This is a genomic window from Marinomonas spartinae (assembly GCF_900089775.1).
GTDB lineage: Bacteria > Pseudomonadota > Gammaproteobacteria > Pseudomonadales > Marinomonadaceae > Marinomonas > Marinomonas spartinae.
The window spans coordinates 59,208-81,528 of sequence record NZ_FLOB01000016.1 but is presented as its reverse complement, the minus strand read 5'-3'; the positions used below and the strand labels follow the sequence as shown (position 1 = coordinate 81,528).

The window sequence follows — 22,321 nt, the reverse complement described above, 5'->3', positions numbered from 1 at the left end:
GTTTTCTTGATGATCATAGAGGCATTGAACCACCTGATCCCATCCCGAACTCAGAAGTGAAAAGTGCCATCGCCGATGGTAGTGTGGGAGATCCCATGTGAGAGTAGGTCGTTATCAAGATTTAATTTAAGAAAGCCCTGATAGCTATGCTGTCAGGGCTTTTTTCGTCTCAAGAAAATCTAAAAAATAAAAAGGGGGAGTCAACCTCCAAAAATTGGGTCCTGGTCCGTGAGGGCGTCTCCCCGCATTCACAACTTCATTACCGCGAAGGCGGTAATCCATTGTTTTGCAGCCTTTTTAGATTATCACCTTGCTATCGTATTCGCTTGCGCCTGTTTCGCAGGCTCAACGCGTCTGCGCAAATCCAATAGCAAGGTGATGATTGATCTGAGTTAATCTTTTCAAAGATAGGGCGTGATATCAAGGGACCCCATACGTGGTTTACTCATCGAAAGCGTTCACCCTGTCAGGTTTTCTGACTGTTTGGCAAACTCAGTGTATCTGTGTGGGTCAAGTAGTATGGTGAAGCTAAGTCTGATAAGGTCTAGAGCTATATTATTCGATGTATCTAGGTACTCTAAGATCTCTATTAACGGGAAGTTACGTATTTTCAATATCATATATGCCTTCCCAAAAAAGAGATTATATTTATAATACGATAATTTATTGATATATTAGCAAAGGCTTAGATATCAATAAATTATCTCTTCATATTACGTCTCTTATTTAGATTAGTTCAAGGATGTGAGCTGCACGTAGTGGGCTTTGCATGTGTCATATTATTGTCGTCGTACGATACGGTTGGCAAATCGTGAAAGCTCTATAAATAACAAATAATTATGGCTGACACATGAAAAACACATCCTCTGGTCCCTCCATGCTGAGTCGAGCTGTATTTGGTCGTTTGCTTTTGCTCGCCATCGTTTGCTTTTCGGTGGTTTGGATTATTGACTATAATAGCGGCATCATTGCTTCGTTTGATGCGTTTGCTTATCCTATTTGTATATCGAGTTTTAGTGTTGTTTATCTCCTAACAATAACTAAAAAAGCACCAGATCAGTATTTGCATCTTGTCACCTATTCCGTTGTTGCCGGCTATCTGATTGCGTCCAGCATTTGGCATCATATGGCGACTAATGGAATATTTTCCAATGCAGCCCAGTGGTTAGGGCTAAATTATGTGATCGCTTATCTGTTTCTTGAAGTTCGTAAAGCCATTTTGATGACAATATTGGCGTTTAGTGTGACTGTTATTGGCCATTTTATTGCGTTGATCCAGCATTATTCCATTGAGGATACTTTGGGAGTTGTGCTGAATATTGCGGTGGCACATATTGTGTACATTGTTTTGTTGTGGACAGTGATTCAATTGCGATCGAGTGAGAATAAAGCGCAGCAACAGGTCTCCATGTTGGAGCATTATGCTTATATTGATCCACTGACACGGATACTTAATCGTCGTGGGCTAGAGAAGGTGACTCAAGAGTTGGAACAAGAGTTTCATCTAGGCCAGCAAGAGTTTGCTATTTTGCTATTGGATATAGACTATTTTAAAGATATCAACGACCGTTATGGCCATTTAAAAGGCGATGATGTTTTGACGAATATCGCCTCACTACTGAGTCGAAAAATTAACCCTAAAGATATTATTGGTCGCTGGGGTGGTGAAGAATTCATTATTTATACGATGAATCAAAGTCGCAAAGAGATATTTGACTATGCAAACTCGTTACGTGAACTGGTAAGTAAATTGGTTATCGGTGGAATAACGGTGACGGTGAGTGTGGGAGTAGGGTATTCACAACCGGATAAGGGGCTCTCTGATATTTTTTACCTTGCTGACCAGCATTTATATGCCGCTAAAAAAGCAGGGCGGAATACAGTGGTTGATCGTATTTCAAATAGCAAAGAGTCAGAGAACGGCAAAGCTGGCTTGCTCGTATCCTAAGAAAGCTGTAGTTTAATGTGAGTGGTTAGAGTGTGTACTTATTCAATATATACTTAATGCAGCGAATAATATAAAAGGAGTTATAGATGTCAGGGATTACAATTCGTGATGCGCATCCAGGTGATTCCGCCTTGATCTTACAGTTTATTAAAGGGCTTGCAGATTACGAAAAAGCGGCACATGAAGTATTGGCAACGAAAGAGTCTATTGAGTCTTCCCTTTTCGGCACAGATTCAACAACAAAAGCTGTTATCTGCTCAATTGACAATGTTCCCGTTGGGTTTGCTGTCTATTTCTTCAATTATTCCACTTGGCTAGCGAAGCATGGCTTGTACTTAGAAGATTTGTATATCTCAACTGAGTCGCGTGGGGCTGGTGCCGGTAAAGCGCTTTTGAAGCATCTAGCTCAAATCGCAGTTAGTAAAGGATGTGGTCGATTTGAATGGAGTGTGTTGGATTGGAATGAGCCTGCGATTCAATTTTATCAATCTATTGGTGCGCAGCCACAAGATGAATGGGTAAGTTATCGCTTAACGGGAGATACACTGATTCGTTTTGCTCAGTCTTAGAATATATAAATGTATTGTGACGTAAATGAAAAAACGGCTTCATTCGAAGCCGTTTTTTAATAGTTCTCTTTAAAAGTTATTCTTCCATTTGTGCATTATCTACAAAACGAGTGTTACCAATATCTTTTGGTAAAATAAGGTTCAGCAAAATAGCAACGATGCCGCATAGACTGATGCCCTGTAGACTAAACCCTCCTACACCAAAAGCCATACCACCAATGCCAAATACGAGTGTGACGCCTACTATAACGAGGTTACGGGATTTATGAAGATCCACTTGGTTCTTGATTAAGGTGTTTAATCCCACAGCGGCAATAGACCCAAATAGCAGAATCATAATGCCCCCCATCACGGGGAGTGGAATGGTTTGTAGTAGGGCGCCTAATTTTCCAACCCATGCGAGAACGATCGCACTGATCGCGGCCCACGTCATGATAACCGGGTTGAAGGCTTTGGTTAGCATGACAGCCCCCGTGACTTCGCTATAGGTTGTATTCGGTGGTGCACCGACCATGGCGGCGGCCATAGTGGCAATACCGTCCCCGGCAATAGTTCGGTGTAATCCTGGTTTTTTTAGATAATCTTTACCCGTGACGTTGGAGATGGACAGAATATCGCCGACGTGCTCCACTGCAGGAGCGATAGCGACGGGCAGCATAAATAAGATCGCGTTGATGTTAAATTCAGGCATTGTAAAGTGAGGAATAGCAAACCAAGCAGCGTTGCTAACATTGTCAAAGTGAACAATTCCCAAAGCCAAGCTTAATGAGTAGCCTACGATGATACCACCAAAAATGGGTAAGAGTTTAAACAGCCCTTTACTAAAGACGCTGATAAAGATTGTGGTGAGTAAAGAAGCCAGTGCCACCCAAATTGAAATATCAGCATTCACTAATTGTGTAGAGCCATCTCCGCTTTTGCCCATCGCCATATGAACGGCGTTCTGAGCTAACCCTAAACCAATCACCATAATAATAGGGCCGATAACGACTGGCGGTAATAAACGATGGATAAAGCCAGCCCCTTTTAGCTTGATTAAGGCTCCTAAGATGACGTAAACAAATCCAGCAGCAACTAATCCCCCCATAGTCGCAGCAATGCCCCAAGTTTGTGTGCCATACATAATGGGGGCAATGAAGGCGAAGGATGAAGCCAAGAAAATAGGAACCATGCGTCGCGTTACTATTTGAAAAAGCAATGTTCCCATGCCCGCTCCAAATAGTGCAACACTAGGATCGAGTCCCGTTAATAATGGCACTAAGACTAAGGCTCCAAATGCAACAAAGAGCATCTGCATGCCTAAAATGGCATTCTTCATGTAACAGTCCTTGATAGTATTTTAAGTCAGCGGGATTCTATAGGGTTGTGTAAGTGAGTACCAGCGATGAGCTTTATTACTTGTTGACAATATCAAGAGAGTTGAATTTTTTATTTATAGCCCATTTGTTTGGTTGTTTTAGTATTTGAAGGCATTTCAAATAGGTGGATGGATATTTTAGTTCACAGTCGGATACAAACCTGACATTTGTATAGAAAAAGCTGACATTTTTGTAAAGTAATGGATGCCAATATGTTAATTGTTTACCTGAAGGGATATATACGAGTGGTTTTTTAATCGATAGAATGAACCATCTTTATAGGAAATTAAGAGTCTTAGCCATGCCATTTAATTGCATTGATAAAACCACAAAAGCGTCGCGATCTGTGACGTTTATTTCGACGAGTTTTGTTTCTCAAAGGCCTTATCCTCGCTTTCAGCGCCTCGCGAGTCGGGTGTTATTAGCCGTGAGTTTGTTGGTTAGTGTGACCACTTATGCGTCAACCCCTCAGGTAGCGTCAGACGCTAATTCTGTGGCCTCTTCCAAAGCAGCGAACCCTCCCGGAAATGAGGCGTTTAGCTATGCATGGTTAAAAGGTTATGCGCGCCATTTGTCTAGCCAGCCCTATCATAATCATCAGGGTGAGGTGCCAAGCAGCTTGAAGGATTTGAGTTGGAATGCTTATCAGCAGATTCGTTATAAGGACAGTGAGGCACTATGGAGGACAAAAGGGTCGCTATTCCATACTGAGTTTTTCCATTTAGGTCGTGGATTTGATACGCCTGTTCATATGAATGAAATCAAGAATGGTAAGGTCATACCGATTGATTATTCGCCGTCCATGTTCGACTATGGTAAATCAAAAATTGACGCAAAAAAACTGTCAAAAGACCTTGGTTTTGCTGGTTTTCGTATGCAATTTGCAACTGACTGGAAGCGTGATGTTGTCGCTTTTCTTGGTGCTAGCTACTTCCGTGCTGTTGGCAGTGAGATGCAGTATGGCTTATCCGCTCGTGGTTTGGCTGTTGATACGGCGCTGGATCAACCAGAAGAGTTTCCAGTCTTTACTAACTACTGGTTAGAAAAGCCAAAGCCTGGTTCTAGTACAGTGACGGTATACGCCTTGATGGAGTCTAAGAGTGTGTCTGGAGCCTATCGCTTTGATATTACACCAGGCGAACCATTAAAAATGAAAGTCGATGCGGCAATATATCCACGTAAATCCATTGAGCGTTTAGGCATTGCTCCGTTAACCAGTATGTATATGGTGGGCGAGAATGATCGCCGGACAAATTATGATTGGCGTGAAGAAATCCATGATTCAGATGGGCTTGCTATGCACACTGGATCTGGTGAATGGATTTGGCGTCCTTTGACAAACCCGAAAAACCTTCGTTTTAACGCGTACAGTGATGATAATCCGAAAGGCTTTGGTTTGCTGCAACGAGACCGTAACTTTGATCATTACCAAGACGACTCTGTATTTTACGAGAAACGTCCAAGTCTGTGGATTGAGCCTATAGGCAACTGGGGTAAAGGGTCTGTGGATCTTGTAGAAATTCCAACCTTGGATGAAACCTTCGACAATATCGTGGCCTTTTGGCATCCTGCACAGCCAATTAAGCCTGGTCAGGAGTTGCTATATAGCTACAATATGTATTGGGGCAGTCATCCACCACAGCATTCATCTCAAGCTCGTGTTCAAGATACCTTCACAGGTATTGGTGGTGTAATTGGTCAGAAGCGTCACTATTACAGCAAACGTTTCGTGATTGACTTTGCTGGCGGTGATTTACCTATGATTGGTGATGGTAGCAAGTTAAAAGCCGTTATCCATACGTCAAAAGGAAAAGTAGAGCTGGAATCTGTGCGCCCAATCAACCACTCAGATAAGTATCGTGTGATGTTTGATGTAGTTCCGCCGGATGCAACAGATAACCCAATCAATATGCAGGTGTATCTTGACCTTGATGGTAAGCGCATGTCTGAAACTTGGAGTTACCAGTGGAACCCACCATTAAAGAAAAATCGTGAACTGCATAATGCGGGACACTTGAATTAACCTCCACGAAGTGAATTCTTTGTAAGAGGGTTCTTAAATCGATGCTATAAAAAACGCCAGCTCTATCGCTGGCGTTTTTTATTTCTGGCTATAGTAAGTGCTTTAATTAGTAATTTGTTAACTCTCTTCCGAGCGCTTAGCAATATAGTGCATGGGAATGAGTGCCCGACCTTGGGCGACATAAGAGGTTAATCGTCCAAGTAGCTCGTCAGGAAGTTGGGAGGAGTCTATTGTATGAAACCCATTGTCTTGATAAAAACGCTCAAGGTGTGAGAGCGCAAAACAGTAACATGGACGCTCAGCTAAGGGCTTATGAAGATGGCGCAGTAAATGGTGGCCAATGCCCAGCCCACGATGACCTGGCTCGGTCACCATGGCGGTGAGAAGCTGACACCGATCAAGTTGTTTTAGCCGAACCGCACTTAAAATCCGTCCTTGTTGTTTGATCACCCAAATTGGATCTGCTTTATTCGGTTTGCCGCTAGGGTAGTGGGCTTGGTAAAACTTTTTAACCAAGGGAAACCATAAGGATGGCACTCGAACAGGGAGTGAGAATAAGGACGACATAATGAGCCTTGCCAATGCTAACTTGCTAATATTAAGTAATAAGAGAGCATAATAGCATAGGGTGTTCTTATGTGAACTTTGCTAGGATCAAGGTATATTTGTTCAGTATTGTGATAGGGAATTAAAATGTCTTCATCTTCTGTGGTTACTTCCATGTTAAATGCTCTGCCTCGCATTAGTCTGTCTGACGACCAAGTGAAACAATATCATGATGAGGGATACGTTGTTTTAGAGTCCTTGGTACCGCCTGCTGTATGCGATGCCTTAAAAGCTCGAATGGAAGCGTTATTGGAAGGTTTTGACCCTGACTCTGTCCGTTCTATTTTTACCACTAATGAGCAATCACGTCATACTGATGAGTATTTTATGGCCTCTTCTGAGAATATTTCTTTTTTCTTTGAGGAAGAAGCCTTTGATGAGCTGGGTGAGTTGAAGCAAGATTTGTCTTTGTCCATTAATAAGGCGGGTCATGGTTTGCATATTCAAGATGACCTTTTTCGTCACTTCTCTCTGTCTTCAATATGGGGGAACTTATTGGAGCGGCTTGGGATGAAAGCACCACGAGCCGTACAATCCATGTACATTTTTAAACAGCCAGGCATCGGTGGAGAGGTTGATTGCCATCAAGACAGTACCTTTTTGTATACGGATCCGATGAGTGTGATTGGATTATGGTTTGCTATCGAAGACGCAACGTTGGAAAATGGCTGCCTATGGGGGATTCCTGGTGGTCACAAAGTGGGGTTGTTGAAGCGTTTTGAACGCGTTTCTCCAAATGGTATTGAAACGAAAATGGTGACCTTAAAAGAGCATCAATGGCAGCAAGACGAACTGGTTGCCTTGCCTGTGCCAAAAGGTAGTCTAGTGGTCCTTAACGGTGAGTTTCCCCATTTAAGCTATGCTAATCGCTCCGGGCAATCGCGACATGCTTATGCATTGCATGTTATCGATCAGCAGTGTCAGTATCCTGCCGAAAATTGGCTGCAAACACAAGATTATCGATCGTTTCCAGCCTTTGATTTACATTAACTCTGAATACTATTGGAGTCTTTGAATGCAACGAATTTTGTCCCTATTGAGTGATAGTAAATTTCACTCCGGGGAAGCATTAGGGGGAGCGCTTGGCGTGACCCGAGCAGCGGTGTGGAAAAAGCTAAAAAAACTCGAAGCCATTGGTATACCTGTCCATTCTGTGAAAGGGCGAGGTTATCGTTTACCAACACCGTTGGAGCTATTATCCCATGAGGCGCTGTTAGAAGCAGGGCTCGATAGCAGTATCCCAGTGTCGATTGTTTTTGAAACCGCATCGACCAATGGTGATATGAAGCAGCATATAAACGATGGGGTGTCGCTGCCTTTGATGATCGCTGCTGAGCGTCAGACGCAAGGGCGTGGTCGTCGTGGACGTCATTGGGCATCGGGAGTAGTAAAAAACATCACTATGTCCTTTGCATGGCGTTTTGAAAATGGTCCGAGTGTGGTGGAAGGGTTGAGTTTAGCGGTTGGCGTGGCGGTGGCTCGCACTATCAAAAAACAAGGTATTCCGAACCCTGGTTTAAAATGGCCTAATGACGTGCAAATTGATGGGCAAAAGGTCTGCGGTATTTTGCTTGAAATGGTGGCAGATGAAGACCGCTGTGATGTCATTATTGGGATAGGCCTTAATGTGGCTATGGAAGCGGATGTGATGTCGTCTGTTGACCAACCCTGGACGGATCTTGCTTCGCGGTTGTCTAAGGTGCCTAGTCGAAATCAGATTCTTGCTGACTTGACGAATGAATTGGTAGCTGTTTGCCATGCGTTTGAAGATGGACATGGAATGAAGCACTATCAATCCCTATGGCAAGCCCACGATGTTTTGCATAATCAAGCGGTGGCTGTGAGCTCTTTGTCTCAGCAGCGCACTGGTATAGCCAAAGGTATTGATGAAAGCGGTGCACTTTTGATTGAAGCTGAGGATGGTGTAATTTCGCGCTTACATGGGGGGGAGGTCAGTGTCCGTCGTCGATAAGCTGCTGGTTGTTGATGTGGGAAACACGAGCATCAAGTATACCGCATTTGAAGGAGGACGGGTTCTGTGGCAGGTAAGGGATCATGAAATCTTAATAAAGCGGCACTTTCTTCCTGATGCTATTTATTTTGCCAGTGTGCGTTCTCAAGCCGCCAGTGTGATGGTGCTGCAGGAAATGCAATCTTACTATCCCAATAGCCAGTTGGTGCGCTTAGAAAGCACTGCCCAAGCGTGTGGCGTGGTATGCGCTTACGATGAACCATGGCGTTTAGGGATTGATCGTTGGCTTACCGTTGTCGCAGGCTTTCATCACTATGGTGGAAACACTGTAATTATTGACGCTGGAACGGCGATCAAAGTCGATGTGGTTAATGAGCAAGCCCGACATCTTGGTGGTTATATTGTCCCTGGGTTGATGATGATGGAAAACGCTTTATTAGCCAATACGGCTAAAATTCGTTATGACGCCAGTGAGCAAAAAGTTGGTGATGGATTGCCAAATTCTACGGCTAGGGCCGTAAATGAAGGGTGTCATCAAATGGCGTTAGGCTTCTTGGAGCGTGTTTATAGGAGCTATCACGATCATCGATGGGTTGTGACAGGAGGCGATGCACAAGAATTGCTCCATGCGTTAGGAGTAAAAGCAGAGTGTGACCCTCATTTGGTGGCGTTAGGTGCAAAGCTCGTCGGTGATGAAATGATAAGGAAGCGAGTATGAAGTGGTTGTTTTTTATTATTGTCTTGATCAATGCTGCTTTTTTTGGGTGGGCGCATATGATTAAGCATAATGCCGCACAGGTGAATGACCATGTGTACGCGCCACCCGTGAGTACCTCTATTCGACTTTTGTCTGAGCCTGCTAATAGTGAAGAAAAAGCCGCTATGGTCAAGGCCAAACAGCAATCGCAGGAGATGGAGGCGTCGCTGAAAAAGGCTCTGACGGTTGCAGAGGCCAATGCCAATGACCGCTCTATGTTGTGTCCCCAGCTGGAAGTAGAAAAAAATGCGGATGATGCGCAAATTACCCATGCTTTGACAAAGCTAAAATGGAAATACAGTGACAAGCAGGTAATGGGTAAACGGCCTAAGTTTTGGTTGTACATCGAGGCGCCAGATACTCATGCCAAAGCACGGGAGATTGTCAACGCATTACACGAGCGCTCTATTGATAGTTTTATTATTACTCGCGGTGAGATGAAAAACCGTATTTCTCTTGGACTATATTCTTCTCAAGAGGGAGCGGATGAGGCTCGTAAGCGTATTGAAAGCAAGTTGAGATACAAACTGAATATATACCGCCACCTTCGTACAGTCAGCTTGCATCAGATTAATGTAGAGCAACCAATTAGCGACGAAGACTTAGAAAAACTGCTCTCTCAGTTCGATTTGACCAAGATGATGATAAAAATAGAAAAAAATCCTTGTTAGTGCTTGCAATTCAGAAACTGATTAATATAATGGCTCCCACCTTTTGGGGTGCTGTTCAAAAGCACAGAGTACGTGGAGGGGTTCCCGAGTGGCCAAAGGGAGCAGATTGTAAATCTGCCACGAAAGTTTCGGTGGTTCGAATCCACCTCCCTCCACCAGTTGCGGGTATGGTATAGTGGCTATTACCTCAGCCTTCCAAGCTGAAGAGGCGGGTTCGATTCCCGCTACCCGCTCCAAGTTGCTCATGTAGCTCAGTTGGTAGAGCACACCCTTGGTAAGGGTGAGGTCGGCAGTTCAAATCTGCTCATGAGCTCCAGTGTTTCCGATGCAAAAGATAGGTGGTTTAACCGCCTTTTTTATTGTCTGTTTTTTGGGCGAATGCTCTTGCTTGACAAAGCAAATACGAGTATCATCCTCCGCCCATACGATGTAGGCCAATAGTTCAATTGGTAGAGCACCGGTTTCCAAAACCGGCTGTTGGGGGTTCGAGTCCCTCTTGGCCTGCCATTTTCGTATCCTATTTCTTAATTAGGGATCACCTGAAAGTATGAGATCGAGTACTGAAACTCAAACGTCTAGCACAGACGTATTTAAGTGGGCGATTGTTGTGTTACTGGTTGCCGTCGGTGTGGTTGGTAATAACTATTTTTCTGCTGAGTCACTATTGTATCGTTTGATCGCTATTCTGGTTTTGGCTGGTGTTGCTGGTTTTGTTGCGCTACAAACGGCTAAAGGGAAGGCTTTTTTTACCTTGGCGAAAGAAGCAAAAACTGAAATTCGCCGAGTAGTATGGCCAACAAGGCAAGAGACAATTCAAACCACCTTAATCGTATTGGCGGTTGTTCTTTTTATGTCTCTCGTACTGTGGGGGGTAGATTCGCTCCTTGGTTGGATCGTTTCTTCGGTAATAGGTTAGGAGTTGCTCGTGACGAAACGATGGTATGTAGTTCAGGCGTACTCTGGGTACGAAAAGCACGTAATGCGCTCGCTGAAAGAACGCGTGCAAATTATGGGGCAAGAAGACTATTTTGGCGACATCTTGGTGCCAACCGAAGAAGTGGTTGAAATTCGAGATGGTAAAAAGCGCAAGAGCGAAAGAAAATTCTATCCTGGTTATGTCTTGGTTCAAATGGAAATGAACGATGACTCTTGGCATTTGGTGAAAGGTACGGGTCGAGTGCTCGGTTTTATTGGTGGTACAGCGGATAAGCCGTCCCCGATTACTGAACGTGAAGCCAATGCTATCTTGCAGCGTGTCAATGATGGCGCTGATAAGCCTCGTCCTAAGACCTTGTTTGAGGTTGGGGAGGTGGTTCGTGTTAATGAAGGTCCATTTGCTGACTTTAACGGTGTCGTTGAAGAAGTGGACTATGATAAAAGCCGAATCAAAGTGGCGGTGCTCATTTTTGGGCGTTCTACACCAGTTGATTTGGAATTTAGTCAGGTTGAAAAAGCCTGAGTATGTTGAACGGGTAGCCTTCGGGCAGTGACCCATCTGGAGTTTAAAAATGGCTAAGAAAGTCCAAGCTTATATCAAGCTACAAGTTAAAGCGGGTCAAGCGAACCCAAGTCCACCAGTTGGTCCAGCTCTTGGTCAGCACGGTGTGAACATCATGGAATTCTGTAAAGCATTCAATGCCAAAACTCAAGGCGTTGAGCCAGGTCTTCCAACACCTGTTATCATCACTGTATACAGTGACCGTAGCTTTACATTTGAAACGAAATCTACTCCAGCTTCTGTTCTTCTTAAGAAGGCAGCAGGCCTTAAGAGTGGTTCTCCTCGTCCAAACACTCAAAAAGTGGGTACGGTTACTCGTGCTCAACTAGAAGAGATTGTTGTTGCTAAGCAGGCTGATTTGACTGCAGCAGATATGGATGCAGCGGTTCGTACTATCGCTGGTAGCGCTCGCGCTATGGGTCTAGACGTTGAGGGTGTGAACTAATGGCTAAGCTAACTAAACGCGCTCGCTTGATCGCAGAAAAAATAGACGCAACAAAATTGTACTCTGTAGAAGAGGCTGTTGCTCTTTTGTCTGAGCTTTCTACTGTGAAGTTCAAAGAATCTATCGACGTATCTGTAAACCTAGGCGTTGATCCACGTAAGTCTGATCAGGTTGTTCGTGGTTCTACTGTATTGCCTCATGGTACTGGCAAAGACGTTCGTGTTGCTGTGTTCACTCAAGGTGCTAACGCAGAAGCAGCGAAAGAAGCTGGTGCAGACGTTGTAGGTTTCGAAGATTTGGCTGAACAAGTTAAAGCTGGCAACCTAGACTTCGACGTGGTTATTGCTTCTCCAGATGCAATGCGTATTGTTGGTCAACTAGGCCAGATTTTAGGTCCACGTGGTCTAATGCCTAACCCTAAAGTTGGCACGGTAACACCTGACGTTGCAACGGCTGTAAAAAATGCAAAAGCAGGTCAAGCTCGTTACCGTACTGATAAAAATGGTATCATTCATGCTGGCGTTGGTTCTATTGACTTCGCTGCAGAATCTATCAAAGGCAACTTGGAAGCACTTTTAGCTGATCTACGTCGTGCTAAGCCTGCTTCTTCTAAAGGTGTCTATATGAAAAAAGTGACCTTGTCTTCTACAATGGGACCAGGTCTACAAATTGATCTAGGTGCGCTTAACTCTATTAAGTAAGCCTATCTAGTTCATGCGCTTTGGGGTCTGCCTGCATAAGTATGTTGAGCAGGCCGTCAAAGACCGCAGGAACCTTCGGGTTTAATAACAACGTTGAAAAATGTTGGTCCTGCGCAGATGGTGTGGCCCGATTCAGATAAACTGGATCTAACTCACCAGCAAGTACTTCGAGTAATCGAAGAGTTGGTAAAAACAAGAGAGTAATTTGCTCTCTGCTAATCCAGGAGAAAACCAGTGGCATTAGGTCTAGAAGACAAAAAAGCCATTGTCGCCGAAGTTAGCGAAGCGGCCAAAACTGCGTTGTCTGCGGTTGTTGCTGATTCTCGCGGTGTTACCGTGAGCAGCATGACAGCACTTCGTAAAGAAGCGCGCGAAGCAGGTGTTTTCGTACGTGTCGTACGTAACACATTGGCTCGCCGTGCAGTGGAAGGTACAGACTTCGAATGCCTAACTGAGAGCTTTGTTGGCCCTACGCTAATTGCTTTCTCAAACGAACACCCAGGTGCGGCGGCTCGTTTGTTGAAATCTTTTGCGAAAGCGAATGACAAGTTTGAAGTGAAAGCATTGGCGTTCAACGGTGAGTTGATCCCAGCTGGCGACATTGATCGTTTGGCAACATTGCCTACATACGATGAAGCTATTGCGAAGCTTATGAGTGTAATGCAAGGTGCAACAAGCAAACTTGCTCGTACTCTTGCAGCAATTCGCGACCAAAAAGAGCAAGAAGCGGCGTAATACGGTTTATCGTATCCCTTCTTGATAAATATTTTGTTTTATCACCTACGGGTGATTATAAAGAATGCTAGGAATCTGAGTCATGGCTCTAACTAAAGAAGATATCATCAATGCAGTAGCAGAAATGTCTGTAATGGATGTTGTTGAATTAATTTCAGCAATGGAAGAAAAATTCGGTGTAACTGCAGCAGTTGCTGCAGCTGCTGGTCCTGCTGCTGGCGATGCTGGTGCAGCGGCTGAAGCTCAAACTGAATTCGACGTTGTTCTTACTGCTGCAGGTGATAAGAAAGTTAACGTAATTAAAGCGGTTCGTGCAGCAACTGGTCTTGGCTTGAAAGAAGCGAAAGGCATGGTTGACGGCGCTCCAGCGACTGTTAAAGAAGGCGTTTCTAAAGAAGACGCTGACGCACTTAAAGCGGCTCTTGAAGAAGCTGGTGCATCTGTCGAAATCAAGTAATGATACTTGTATTTCCAGATTTCGACCTATAGTCGAAATGGCTGGTGACGTTTTGTCACCGGCCTTTTTGGGTTTCTAAAAACTCAAATAAAACCAAAAAGAATTTTCAAATGGGAGATAATGCTCCCATATATGGTAAGGCCTGATTTGGGCCTTTTGCGTCAATGTGCACAAGCTGGGGAATGCTGATGGCTTACTCATACACTGAGAAAAAACGTATCCGTAAGGATTTCGGTAAACTGCCGCCCGTTTTGGATGTGCCATACTTGCTGGCAATTCAGCTTGAATCCTACCGTAATTTTCTGCAAGAAGGTAAAGCGATTGCAGAGCGTGGGGAATTAGGTCTGCATGGGGCCTTTAAATCTGTCTTTCCAATGGTCAGCTTTTCCGGCAATGCGGCGCTAGAATACGTCGATTACCGTTTAGGCAAGCCAGTATTTGATGTTAAAGAGTGTCAGTTGCGTGGTGTCACCTACGCGGCGCCTCTTCGTGTTCGAGTTCGACTCATCATTTATGATAAAGAGTCCTCCAACAAGGCCATCAAAGACATCCGCGAGCAAGAAGTCTACATGGGCGAAATTCCGCTTATGACAGACAATGGTACCTTTGTAATTAACGGGACTGAGCGTGTTATCGTCTCTCAATTACACCGCTCTCCTGGTGTGTTTTTTGATCACGATCGTGGTAAAACTCACTCTTCAGGCAAACTATTGCATTCTGCGCGCGTCATTCCTTATCGCGGTTCTTGGTTGGACTTCGAGTTTGATCCGAAAGACTGCGTGTTTGTACGTATAGACCGTCGTCGTAAACTGCCTGTAACAATTTTGTTGCGTGCGTTAGGCTTCGGTACTGAACAAATTTTAGAGACTTTCTTTGACACAACTCGCTTTTTCTTAACCCGTGATGGTTTTGAAATGGAGTTGATCGCCAATCGCCTTCGTGGTGAAACCGCTTTGTTTGATATTACCGATGCGAACGGTGAAATCATTGTTGAAGAGAGCCGCCGTATTACTGCGAAACATATTCGAGTGATGGAAAAAGCTGGCCTTAAACGCCTGTCTGTTCCCCTTGAATACATGCTAGGCAAGGTAACGGCGAAAAACTTAGTTCACCCTGCAACAGGTGAGCTGATTGCTGAAGCGAATACAGAGCTGTCTGTTGAACTTTTAGAAGCCTTGGTGAGTGCTGGTATTACAGAAGTGGATACCTTATACACCAATGATCTTGATAGTGGCCCATTCATTTCAGATACGCTTCGCATTGACCCAACCAATAACCAGTTGGAAGCGTTGGTAGAAATTTACCGTATGATGCGCCCTGGCGAGCCACCAACCAAAGAATCAGCTGAAGGTTTGTTCCAAGGCTTGTTCTTCGCAGAAGATCGTTACGACTTGTCTAACGTGGGTCGAATGAAGTTTAACCGCCGTCTAGGTCGTGAAGAAGACACTGGCCCTGGCGTATTGGATAACGACGACATCGTAGCGGTTCTAAAAACCTTGCTTGATATCCGTAACGGTAACGGCATGGTGGATGATATTGACCACTTGGGTAACCGTCGTGTTCGTTCTGTTGGGGAGATGGCTGAAAACCAATTCCGCGTCGGCCTTGTACGTGTTGAACGTGCGGTTAAAGAGCGTCTGTCTATGGCAGAGGCAGATGGCTTAATGCCACAAGATCTATTAAATGCGAAGCCTGTGGCAGCGGCCATCAAAGAATTCTTTGGTTCTAGCCAGTTGTCACAGTTTATGGACCAAAACAACCCGCTTTCTGAGGTCACTCACAAGCGTCGTGTTTCCGCGTTAGGCCCCGGTGGTTTGACTCGTGAACGTGCAGGATTCGAAGTACGTGACGTACATGCCACTCACTATGGTCGTGTTTGTCCAATCGAAACGCCTGAAGGTCCAAACATCGGTCTGATCAACTCGCTGTCCACTTACGCGCGTACCAACAGCTACGGCTTCTTGGAAACGCCTTATCGTAAGATTGTTGATGGCAAGATGACGGACGAAACAGTTTATGTTTCGGCAATCGATGAAGCGAAATATGTTATTGCCCAAGCGTCTGCAAACGTAGATGAAGAAGGGCGTTTGGTGGATGAGTTGGTTCAGGTGCGTCACATGCACGAAACCACTTTGATCCCGAAAGAAAAAGTGAACTTAATGGACGTGTCTCCACGTCAGGTTGTTTCGGTGGCGGCGTCTTTGATTCCGTTCCTAGAGCACGATGATGCAAACCGTGCCTTGATGGGATCGAACATGCAGCGTCAAGCAGTACCAACATTGAAGGCTGATAAGCCAGTTGTCGGTACGGGCATGGAGAAAAACGTCGCGAAAGACTCTGGTGTGTGTATCGTTGCTAACCGTGGTGGTGTGATTGAATCGGTCGATGCTAGCCGAATCGTTGTTCGTGTTAATTCCGAAGAAACGATTGCTGGTGAAGCGGGCGTGGATATTTACAGTTTAACCAAGTACGTACGCTCAAACCAAAATACTTGTATCAACCAGCGTACCTTGGTGATGAAAGGTGAACGAGTGGCATCAGGCGATATTATGGCTGATGGTCCATCTGTTGATATGGGTGATTTGGCGCTAGGTCAAAACATGCGTATTGCCTTCATGCCTTGGAACGGTTTTAACTTCGAGGACTCGATTCTTGTTTCTGAGCGTGTTGTGGAGGAAGACCGTTTTACTTCTATCCACATTCAGGAGCTGACTTGTGTCGCTCGTGATACCAAGCTTGGGCCTGAAGAAATTACCGCCGATATCCCGAACGTGGGTGAAGGTGCGCTTTCTAAGCTGGATCAATCCGGTATCGTTTATATCGGTGCTGAAGTGGAGCCAGGCGATATTCTTGTTGGTAAGGTAACACCGAAAGGTGAAACCCAGTTGACGCCTGAAGAGAAACTTTTGCGAGCGATCTTTGGTGAGAAAGCATCTGACGTAAAAGATACGTCTCAGCGAGTAAAAACAGGTACACGCGGTACGGTTATCGATGTTCAAGTATTTACTCGTGATGGCATTGAAAAAGACGAACGTGCTAAATCCATTGAGAAATCGCAGCTTGATCAAGTTCGTAAAGACTTGAACGAAGAGTTCCGTATTGTTGAAAAAGCCACATTTGAGCGTCTAGCTGAGGCCTTAGTTGGTCAGCAAGCTGAAGGCGGTCCTAGTTTAGCGCGCAATGCGATCATTACGGAAGAGTACTTAGCGAATCTGGATCACCCTGAGTGGTTCAAAATCCGTGTCGCCAATGAAGAGGCGAGTGAGCAGCTTGAAAAAGCGCAAGCCGCTTTGATTGAGCGCCGTAAAGAGCTTGATGCGAAGTTCGAAGATAAAAAACGCAAACTGCAAACAGGTGATGATTTAGCGCCTGGTGTGCTTAAGATTGTGAAAGTCTACGTTGCTATTAAGCGTCGTATTCAGCCAGGTGATAAAATGGCTGGTCGTCATGGTAACAAAGGTGTTATCTCTAAGATTATGCCTGTTGAAGACATGCCGTACGATGAAAATGGCGACCCTGTCGACATCGTGTTGAACCCACTGGGTGTTCCTTCGCGTATGAACGTTGGTCAGGTTCTAGAAACTCACTTAGGTGCGGCTTCTAAAGGCTTAGGTCGTAAGATCAATGAAATGCTTGCCGTTGAACGTGAAAAATCGGAAGCAGTGGCGGAATTGCGTCGTTTCCTAGATGAGATCTACAATGGTTACGAAGGCGACTTACGTTGTGCGCGTACGGAAGATTTAGACAGCTTTACAGACGAAGAAATTTTAACCTTGGCGAAAAACCTAATCGGTGGTGTGCCAATGGCGTCTGGTGCCTTTGATGGTGCGAAAGAGGCTGAGATTAAGCGTATGCTGCGTCTGGCTGGCTTGAATGAAAGTGGTCAGGTTCGTTTGTTTAACGGCCGCACTGGTGATGCATTTGAGCGTCCTGTAACTGTTGGTTACATGTACATGCTGAAATTGAATCACTTGGTTGATGACAAAATGCACGCACGTTCTACTGGTTCTTACAGCTTGGTTACTCAGCAACCGTTGGGTGGTAAAGCTCAGTTCGGTGGTCAGCGTTTCGGGGAGATGGAAGTATGGGCGCTTGAAGCATACGGTGCCGCTTACACGCTTCAAGAGATGTTGACAGTTAAGTCCGACGACGTGAACGGCCGTACTAAGATGTATAAAAACATCGTTGATGGCGATCACAGAATGGAACCTGGCATGCCTGAGTCCTTCAACGTGTTGGTGAAAGAGATTCGTTCTCTTGGTATCGATATCGAGCTGGAAAACGAATAAGCACGAATCACATTTGACCTGCTGGGGAGTACAACTCCCCAGCCTTACGAGTGGGGCGAATATCCATGAAAGACTTATTAGGTCTTCTAAAATCACAGGGACAATCTGACGAGTTTGATGCGATCCGCATTGGCTTGGCATCACCAGATATGATTCGTTCATGGTCTTACGGTGAAGTTAAAAAGCCGGAGACCATCAACTACCGTACGTTCAAGCCTGAACGTGACGGTTTGTTCTGTGCAAAAATCTTTGGTCCAATTAAGGACTATGAGTGTTTGTGTGGTAAATACAAGCGCTTGAAACACCGCGGTGTTATCTGTGAAAAGTGTGGCGTTGAGGTAGCTCTGTCAAAAGTGCGTCGTGAACGCATGGGGCACATTGAGCTTGCTTCGCCTGTTGCTCACATTTGGTTCTTGAAATCTCTACCATCACGTATCGGTCTTATCATGGATATGACGTTGCGTGATATCGAGCGTGTTCTGTACTTTGAATCTTTCATTGTGATTGATCCTGGTATGACGACCCTTGAGAAAGGGCAGTTGCTCAACGACGAGCAGTATTTTGAAGCGCTAGAAGAGTTCGGTGATGAATTCGACGCCCGTATGGGGGCTGAAGCGGTTCAGATGTTGCTACGCGACTTGGACATGCCGGAAGAAATTAACCGCATGCGTGAAGAGCTCAACAGCACCAACTCTGAAACCCGTATTAAGAAGCTATCTAAGCGTCTTAAATTGGTTGAAGCCTTCTATCATTCTGGTAACAACCCAGAGTGGATGGTGCTAGAAGTGTTGCCTGTTCTTCCGCCAGATCTACGTCCATTGGTACCACTTGAAGGTGGTCGTTTTGCGACGTCTGATTTGAACGATCTTTATCGTCGTGTGATTAACCGTAACAACCGCTTGAAGCGACTATTAGAGCTATCGGCTCCAGACATCATCGTACGTAACGAAAAACGTATGTTGCAAGAGTCTGTTGATGCGTTGCTTGATAATGGTCGTCGTGGTCGTGCAATTACGGGTTCTAACAAGCGTCCGTTAAAATCTTTGGCCGATATGATCAAAGGTAAGCAAGGTCGTTTCCGTCAGAACTTGTTAGGTAAGCGTGTTGACTACTCTGGTCGTTCCGTTATTACCGTAGGTCCATCACTGCGTTTGCATCAGTGTGGTCTACCTAAGAAAATGGCACTTGAGCTATTCAAGCCATTCATTTTCTCCAAACTTGAACTTCGTGGCATGGCGACGACGATCAAAGCCGCTAAGAAAATGGTTGAGCGTGAAACACCTGAAGTGTGGGATATCCTTGATGAGGTTATCCGCGAACATCCTGTGATGTTGAACCGTGCACCAACGCTTCACCGTTTGGGTATCCAAGCGTTTGAACCTATGTTGATCGAAGGTAAAGCGATCCAGTTGCACCCACTTGTGTGTGCGGCTTATAACGCTGACTTCGACGGTGACCAAATGGCGGTTCACGTTCCATTGACTCTTGAAGCTCAGCTAGAAGCGCGTGCTTTGATGATGTCGACGAACAACATCCTATCACCAGCAAACGGCGAGCCAATCATCGTTCCTTCTCAGGACGTGGTATTGGGTCTGTACTACATGACACGTGAGAAAATCAATGCCAAAGGTGAAGGCATGGCGTTTTCTGACATTAAAGAAGTACACCGTGCGTATGGTGCGAAACAAGTTGAATTGCACGCGAAAGTTAAAGTGCGTATCAGTCAGGTTGATACCACGTTAGATGGCGAAAAAGTACCATCGACTTTCATAGTAGACACAACTGTTGGTCGTGCGCTGTTGTTTGATATTGTGCCAGATGGTCTTCCTTTCTCTGTGGTTAACCAGCCAATGAAGAAAAAGGCGATCTCAAACTTGATCAATGAGTGTTACCGTAAAGTCGGCTTGAAAGAGAGCTGTATTTTCGCTGACCAATTGATGTACACAGGTTTTGCTTACGCGACGGCGTCTGGCTCTTCTGTTGGTGTGGATGATTTCGTTATTCCACCAGAGAAAGCAGAGATCATTGCCAAAGCAGAAGCCGAAGTAAAAGAGATCGAATACCAATATGCGGATGGTCTTGTAACACAGGGCGAGAAGTACAACAAAGTAATCGACTTATGGTCTCGTACTAACGAAACCGTTACTGAAGCCATGATGAAAAACTTGGCGAAAGAGATGACGATCAACAAAGCGGGTGAAGAGGTTGAGCAGCAATCTTTTAACTCGGTTTATATGATGGCCGACTCTGGCGCCCGTGGTAGTGTGGCTCAGATGCGTCAGTTGGGTGGTATGCGTGGTTTGATGGCGAAACCGGATGGTTCCATCATCGAAACACCGATCACTGCGAACTTCCGTGAAGGTCTATCAGTACTTCAGTACTTTACCTCTACTCACGGTGCTCGTAAGGGTCTTGCTGATACCGCATTGAAAACGGCGAACTCTGGTTACTTGACACGTCGTCTTGTTGACGTTGCCCAAGACTTGGTTATCACTGAAGTGGACTGTGGCTCAACAAATGGCATCAAAGTTAACGCGATGATTGAAGGCGGCGACGTTGTTGTGCCATTAGGTCAGCGCGTATTGGGCCGTGTTGTGGCTCAAGATGTGATCGATACGAAAGGTGACTTGGTGTTGGCGGCAGGTACTTTAATTGACGAGCATGATGTTCGTACGATTGAAGCGGCGGGTGTGGATGAGATGATCATTCGCTCTGTTATCACCTGTGATACACGTCACGGTGTATGTGCTAAGTGTTACGGTCGTGATTTGGCTCGTGGTCACCAGGTTAACATCGGTGAGGCGGTTGGTGTTGTTGCGGCGCAGTCTATCGGTGAGCCTGGTACACAGTTAACCATGCGTACCTTCCACATCGGTGGTGCGGCGTCTCGAGCGTCTGCTGTTGATAGCGTACAAGTTAAGAGTGCTGGTACAGTACGTTTCCATAAAATGAAGAGCATCGTCCGCGATGCAGAGCATTTGGTGGTCGCGTCGCGTTCTTCTGAATTGGCAATCGCTGATGAAGCGGGTCGTGAGAAAGAGCGTTACAAGCTTCCTTACGGTGCGGTATTGAGTGTGCGTGAAGGGGATGCGGTTACTGCTGGTCAAATTGTTGCTAACTGGGACCCACATACGCACCCAATTGTCTCTGAGATGCAGGGCCGATTAGAATTCAGTGGCATGGAAGAAAACGTGACCATTCGTCGTCAATCTGACGAAATGACAGGTTTGACGACCATTGAAGTTATGGAAATGCGTGATCGTCCAGCTGCTGGTAAAGATGTTCGCCCAATGATCTCTGTAGTGGATGCGGATGGTAATCCAGTATTGATTCCTGGTACAGAATCCCCCGTACAGTACATGCTGCCAGAAAAAGCTTTGTTGAGCTTGGATCATGGCGCGACAGTGAAGTCGGGTGAAGTGCTTGCGCGTATTCCTCAAGAATCGCAAGGTAACAAAGATATTACCGGTGGTTTGCCACGAGTGGCTGACCTATTCGAAGCGCGTCGTCCGAAAGATCCGGCTGTTATGGCGGAAACAACGGGTGTGGTTAGTTTCGGTAAAGAAACCAAAGGTAAGATTCGTTTGGTGATCACACCACAAGATGGCAGTGACCCAATCGAGACTTTGATTCCTAAATGGCGTCAAATCAACATATTTGATGGTGAAGAAGTGGCTAAAGGTGAGATCATCGCCGATGGTCCTCTAAGTCCTCATGATATCTTGCGCCTTCAAGGTGTAGAAGCATTAGCTGATTACATCACAAATGAAGTGCAAGAAGTTTACCGCCTACAAGGTGTTGTGATTAACGATAAGCATATTGAAGTTATCGTTCGTCAGATGCTACGTAAAGTGGAAGTGGGTGAGTCTGGTGATACAGATCTTATCCAAGGTGACCAAGTTGAGTTGACTCAACTTCTAGATGCAAACGAGAAAGCGGAAGCGGAAAATAAATTCCCTGCCAAGTTTGAGCGTGTGTTGCTAGGTATCACCAAAGCCTCTTTGGCTACTGAGTCCTTTATATCAGCTGCCTCTTTCCAAGAGACCACTCGTGTTCTTACGGAAGGGGCAGTAACTGGTAAAAAAGATCACTTGCGTGGCTTAAAAGAGAACGTTGTAGTAGGTCGATTAATTCCAGCTGGTACTGGTTTGGCTTACCACAATGAGCGCAAGCGTAAGAAAGAGCTTGCGGAAGCAGCGAAGGAAGGAAGTGCGTCAATTAGTGCCTCTGATGTAGAAGAAGCACTAAGTGCAGCATTAAAAGGTTAGTTTTCGCTGTTAAATCGCAAGGGA

At 45.3% G+C, this 22,321-nt stretch carries 17 protein-coding genes, 4 tRNA genes and 1 rRNA gene; 20 read left to right on the top strand and 2 right to left on the bottom strand.

Translation table 11 applies throughout. From position 1 onward, the window contains the following. Window positions 1-5 precede the first annotated feature (5 nt). From rrf to MSP8886_RS19980, 3 genes are all read left to right on the top strand, one after another. Window positions 6-120: ribosomal RNA gene (gene rrf, locus MSP8886_RS19990) — 5S ribosomal RNA — on the top strand. A 730-nt stretch (window positions 121-850) separates the two neighbouring features. Beyond that, window positions 851-1,948: a GGDEF domain-containing protein gene (locus MSP8886_RS19985; RefSeq protein WP_067020205.1), complete on the top strand. Its 1,098-nt coding sequence runs from the start codon at window positions 851-853 to the stop codon at window positions 1,946-1,948. A gap of 86 nt (window positions 1,949-2,034) precedes the next feature. Next, window positions 2,035-2,517: a GNAT family N-acetyltransferase gene (locus tag MSP8886_RS19980; RefSeq protein WP_067020202.1), complete on the top strand. Its 483-nt coding sequence runs from the start codon at window positions 2,035-2,037 to the stop codon at window positions 2,515-2,517. A 76-nt stretch (window positions 2,518-2,593) separates the two neighbouring features. On the opposite strand, the gene MSP8886_RS19975 is transcribed toward MSP8886_RS19980, so the two are convergent. After that, window positions 2,594-3,835 (bottom strand): uracil-xanthine permease family protein, encoded by a 1,242-nt coding sequence (locus MSP8886_RS19975; RefSeq protein ID WP_067020198.1) that lies wholly within the window; start codon window positions 3,833-3,835, stop codon window positions 2,594-2,596. 341 nt (window positions 3,836-4,176) lie between these two features. Between MSP8886_RS19975 and MSP8886_RS19970 the strand changes: the two genes are divergently transcribed. Then, window positions 4,177-5,898: an OpgD/OpgG family glucan biosynthesis protein gene (locus tag MSP8886_RS19970; RefSeq protein WP_083201063.1), complete on the top strand. Its 1,722-nt coding sequence runs from the start codon at window positions 4,177-4,179 to the stop codon at window positions 5,896-5,898. A gap of 117 nt (window positions 5,899-6,015) precedes the next feature. Here the strand turns inward: MSP8886_RS19970 and MSP8886_RS19965 are convergent, their stop codons facing one another. Continuing rightward, window positions 6,016-6,465 (bottom strand): GNAT family N-acetyltransferase, encoded by a 450-nt coding sequence (locus MSP8886_RS19965; protein WP_067020195.1) that lies wholly within the window; start codon window positions 6,463-6,465, stop codon window positions 6,016-6,018. Between the two features lie 126 nt (window positions 6,466-6,591). Between MSP8886_RS19965 and MSP8886_RS19960 the strand changes: the two genes are divergently transcribed. From MSP8886_RS19960 to rpoC, 16 genes are all read left to right on the top strand, one after another. Continuing rightward, window positions 6,592-7,494 (top strand): phytanoyl-CoA dioxygenase family protein, encoded by a 903-nt coding sequence (locus MSP8886_RS19960; protein ID WP_245659158.1) that lies wholly within the window; start codon window positions 6,592-6,594, stop codon window positions 7,492-7,494. Between the two features lie 25 nt (window positions 7,495-7,519). After that, window positions 7,520-8,476, top strand: a complete 957-nt coding sequence (locus MSP8886_RS19955) for a biotin--[acetyl-CoA-carboxylase] ligase (RefSeq protein WP_067020192.1) — start codon at window positions 7,520-7,522, stop codon at window positions 8,474-8,476. Then, window positions 8,460-9,194 carry a type III pantothenate kinase gene (locus MSP8886_RS19950; protein ID WP_067020189.1) on the top strand — a complete coding sequence of 245 codons (735 nt, stop codon included), beginning with the start codon at window positions 8,460-8,462 and terminating at the stop codon, window positions 9,192-9,194. The genes MSP8886_RS19955 and MSP8886_RS19950 overlap by 17 nt, the downstream gene beginning before the upstream one ends. Next, window positions 9,191-9,904, top strand: coding sequence for an SPOR domain-containing protein (locus MSP8886_RS19945; protein ID WP_067020186.1), 714 nt, complete (start codon window positions 9,191-9,193; stop codon window positions 9,902-9,904). The genes MSP8886_RS19950 and MSP8886_RS19945 overlap by 4 nt, the downstream gene beginning before the upstream one ends. A gap of 74 nt (window positions 9,905-9,978) precedes the next feature. After that, window positions 9,979-10,062: transfer RNA gene (locus MSP8886_RS19940), tRNA-Tyr, on the top strand. A 3-nt stretch (window positions 10,063-10,065) separates the two neighbouring features. Then, window positions 10,066-10,140 (top strand) — tRNA-Gly (locus MSP8886_RS19935). A gap of 4 nt (window positions 10,141-10,144) precedes the next feature. After that, a tRNA-Thr gene (locus tag MSP8886_RS19930) sits at window positions 10,145-10,220 on the top strand. Between the two features lie 115 nt (window positions 10,221-10,335). Next, window positions 10,336-10,411, top strand: a tRNA-Trp gene (locus tag MSP8886_RS19925). Between the two features lie 40 nt (window positions 10,412-10,451). Beyond that, window positions 10,452-10,820, top strand: coding sequence for a preprotein translocase subunit SecE (gene secE, locus MSP8886_RS19920; RefSeq protein WP_067020183.1), 369 nt, complete (start codon window positions 10,452-10,454; stop codon window positions 10,818-10,820). 9 nt (window positions 10,821-10,829) lie between these two features. Further along, window positions 10,830-11,363, top strand: coding sequence for a transcription termination/antitermination protein NusG (gene nusG / locus MSP8886_RS19915; RefSeq protein ID WP_067020180.1), 534 nt, complete (start codon window positions 10,830-10,832; stop codon window positions 11,361-11,363). 49 nt (window positions 11,364-11,412) lie between these two features. Beyond that, window positions 11,413-11,847, top strand: a complete 435-nt coding sequence (gene rplK, locus MSP8886_RS19910) for a 50S ribosomal protein L11 (protein ID WP_067020177.1) — start codon at window positions 11,413-11,415, stop codon at window positions 11,845-11,847. Beyond that, complete coding sequence (rplA, locus tag MSP8886_RS19905; protein WP_067020174.1) at window positions 11,847-12,548, top strand: 50S ribosomal protein L1; 702 nt, start codon at window positions 11,847-11,849, stop codon at window positions 12,546-12,548. Before rplK ends, rplA begins: the two co-directional genes overlap by 1 nt. A 234-nt stretch (window positions 12,549-12,782) precedes the next feature. After that, a complete protein-coding gene (gene rplJ, locus MSP8886_RS19900; RefSeq protein WP_067020171.1) occupies window positions 12,783-13,283 on the top strand; it encodes a 50S ribosomal protein L10 in 501 nt (166 codons plus the stop codon). 82 nt (window positions 13,284-13,365) lie between these two features. Next, complete coding sequence (rplL, locus tag MSP8886_RS19895) at window positions 13,366-13,740, top strand: 50S ribosomal protein L7/L12 (RefSeq protein ID WP_067020168.1); 375 nt, start codon at window positions 13,366-13,368, stop codon at window positions 13,738-13,740. A gap of 188 nt (window positions 13,741-13,928) precedes the next feature. After that, window positions 13,929-18,029 carry a DNA-directed RNA polymerase subunit beta gene (rpoB, locus tag MSP8886_RS19890; RefSeq protein ID WP_067020165.1) on the top strand — a complete coding sequence of 1,367 codons (4,101 nt, stop codon included), beginning with the start codon at window positions 13,929-13,931 and terminating at the stop codon, window positions 18,027-18,029. Between the two features lie 65 nt (window positions 18,030-18,094). Continuing rightward, window positions 18,095-22,297 (top strand): DNA-directed RNA polymerase subunit beta', encoded by a 4,203-nt coding sequence (gene rpoC / locus MSP8886_RS19885; RefSeq protein ID WP_067020162.1) that lies wholly within the window; start codon window positions 18,095-18,097, stop codon window positions 22,295-22,297. Window positions 22,298-22,321: the final 24 nt, after the last annotated feature.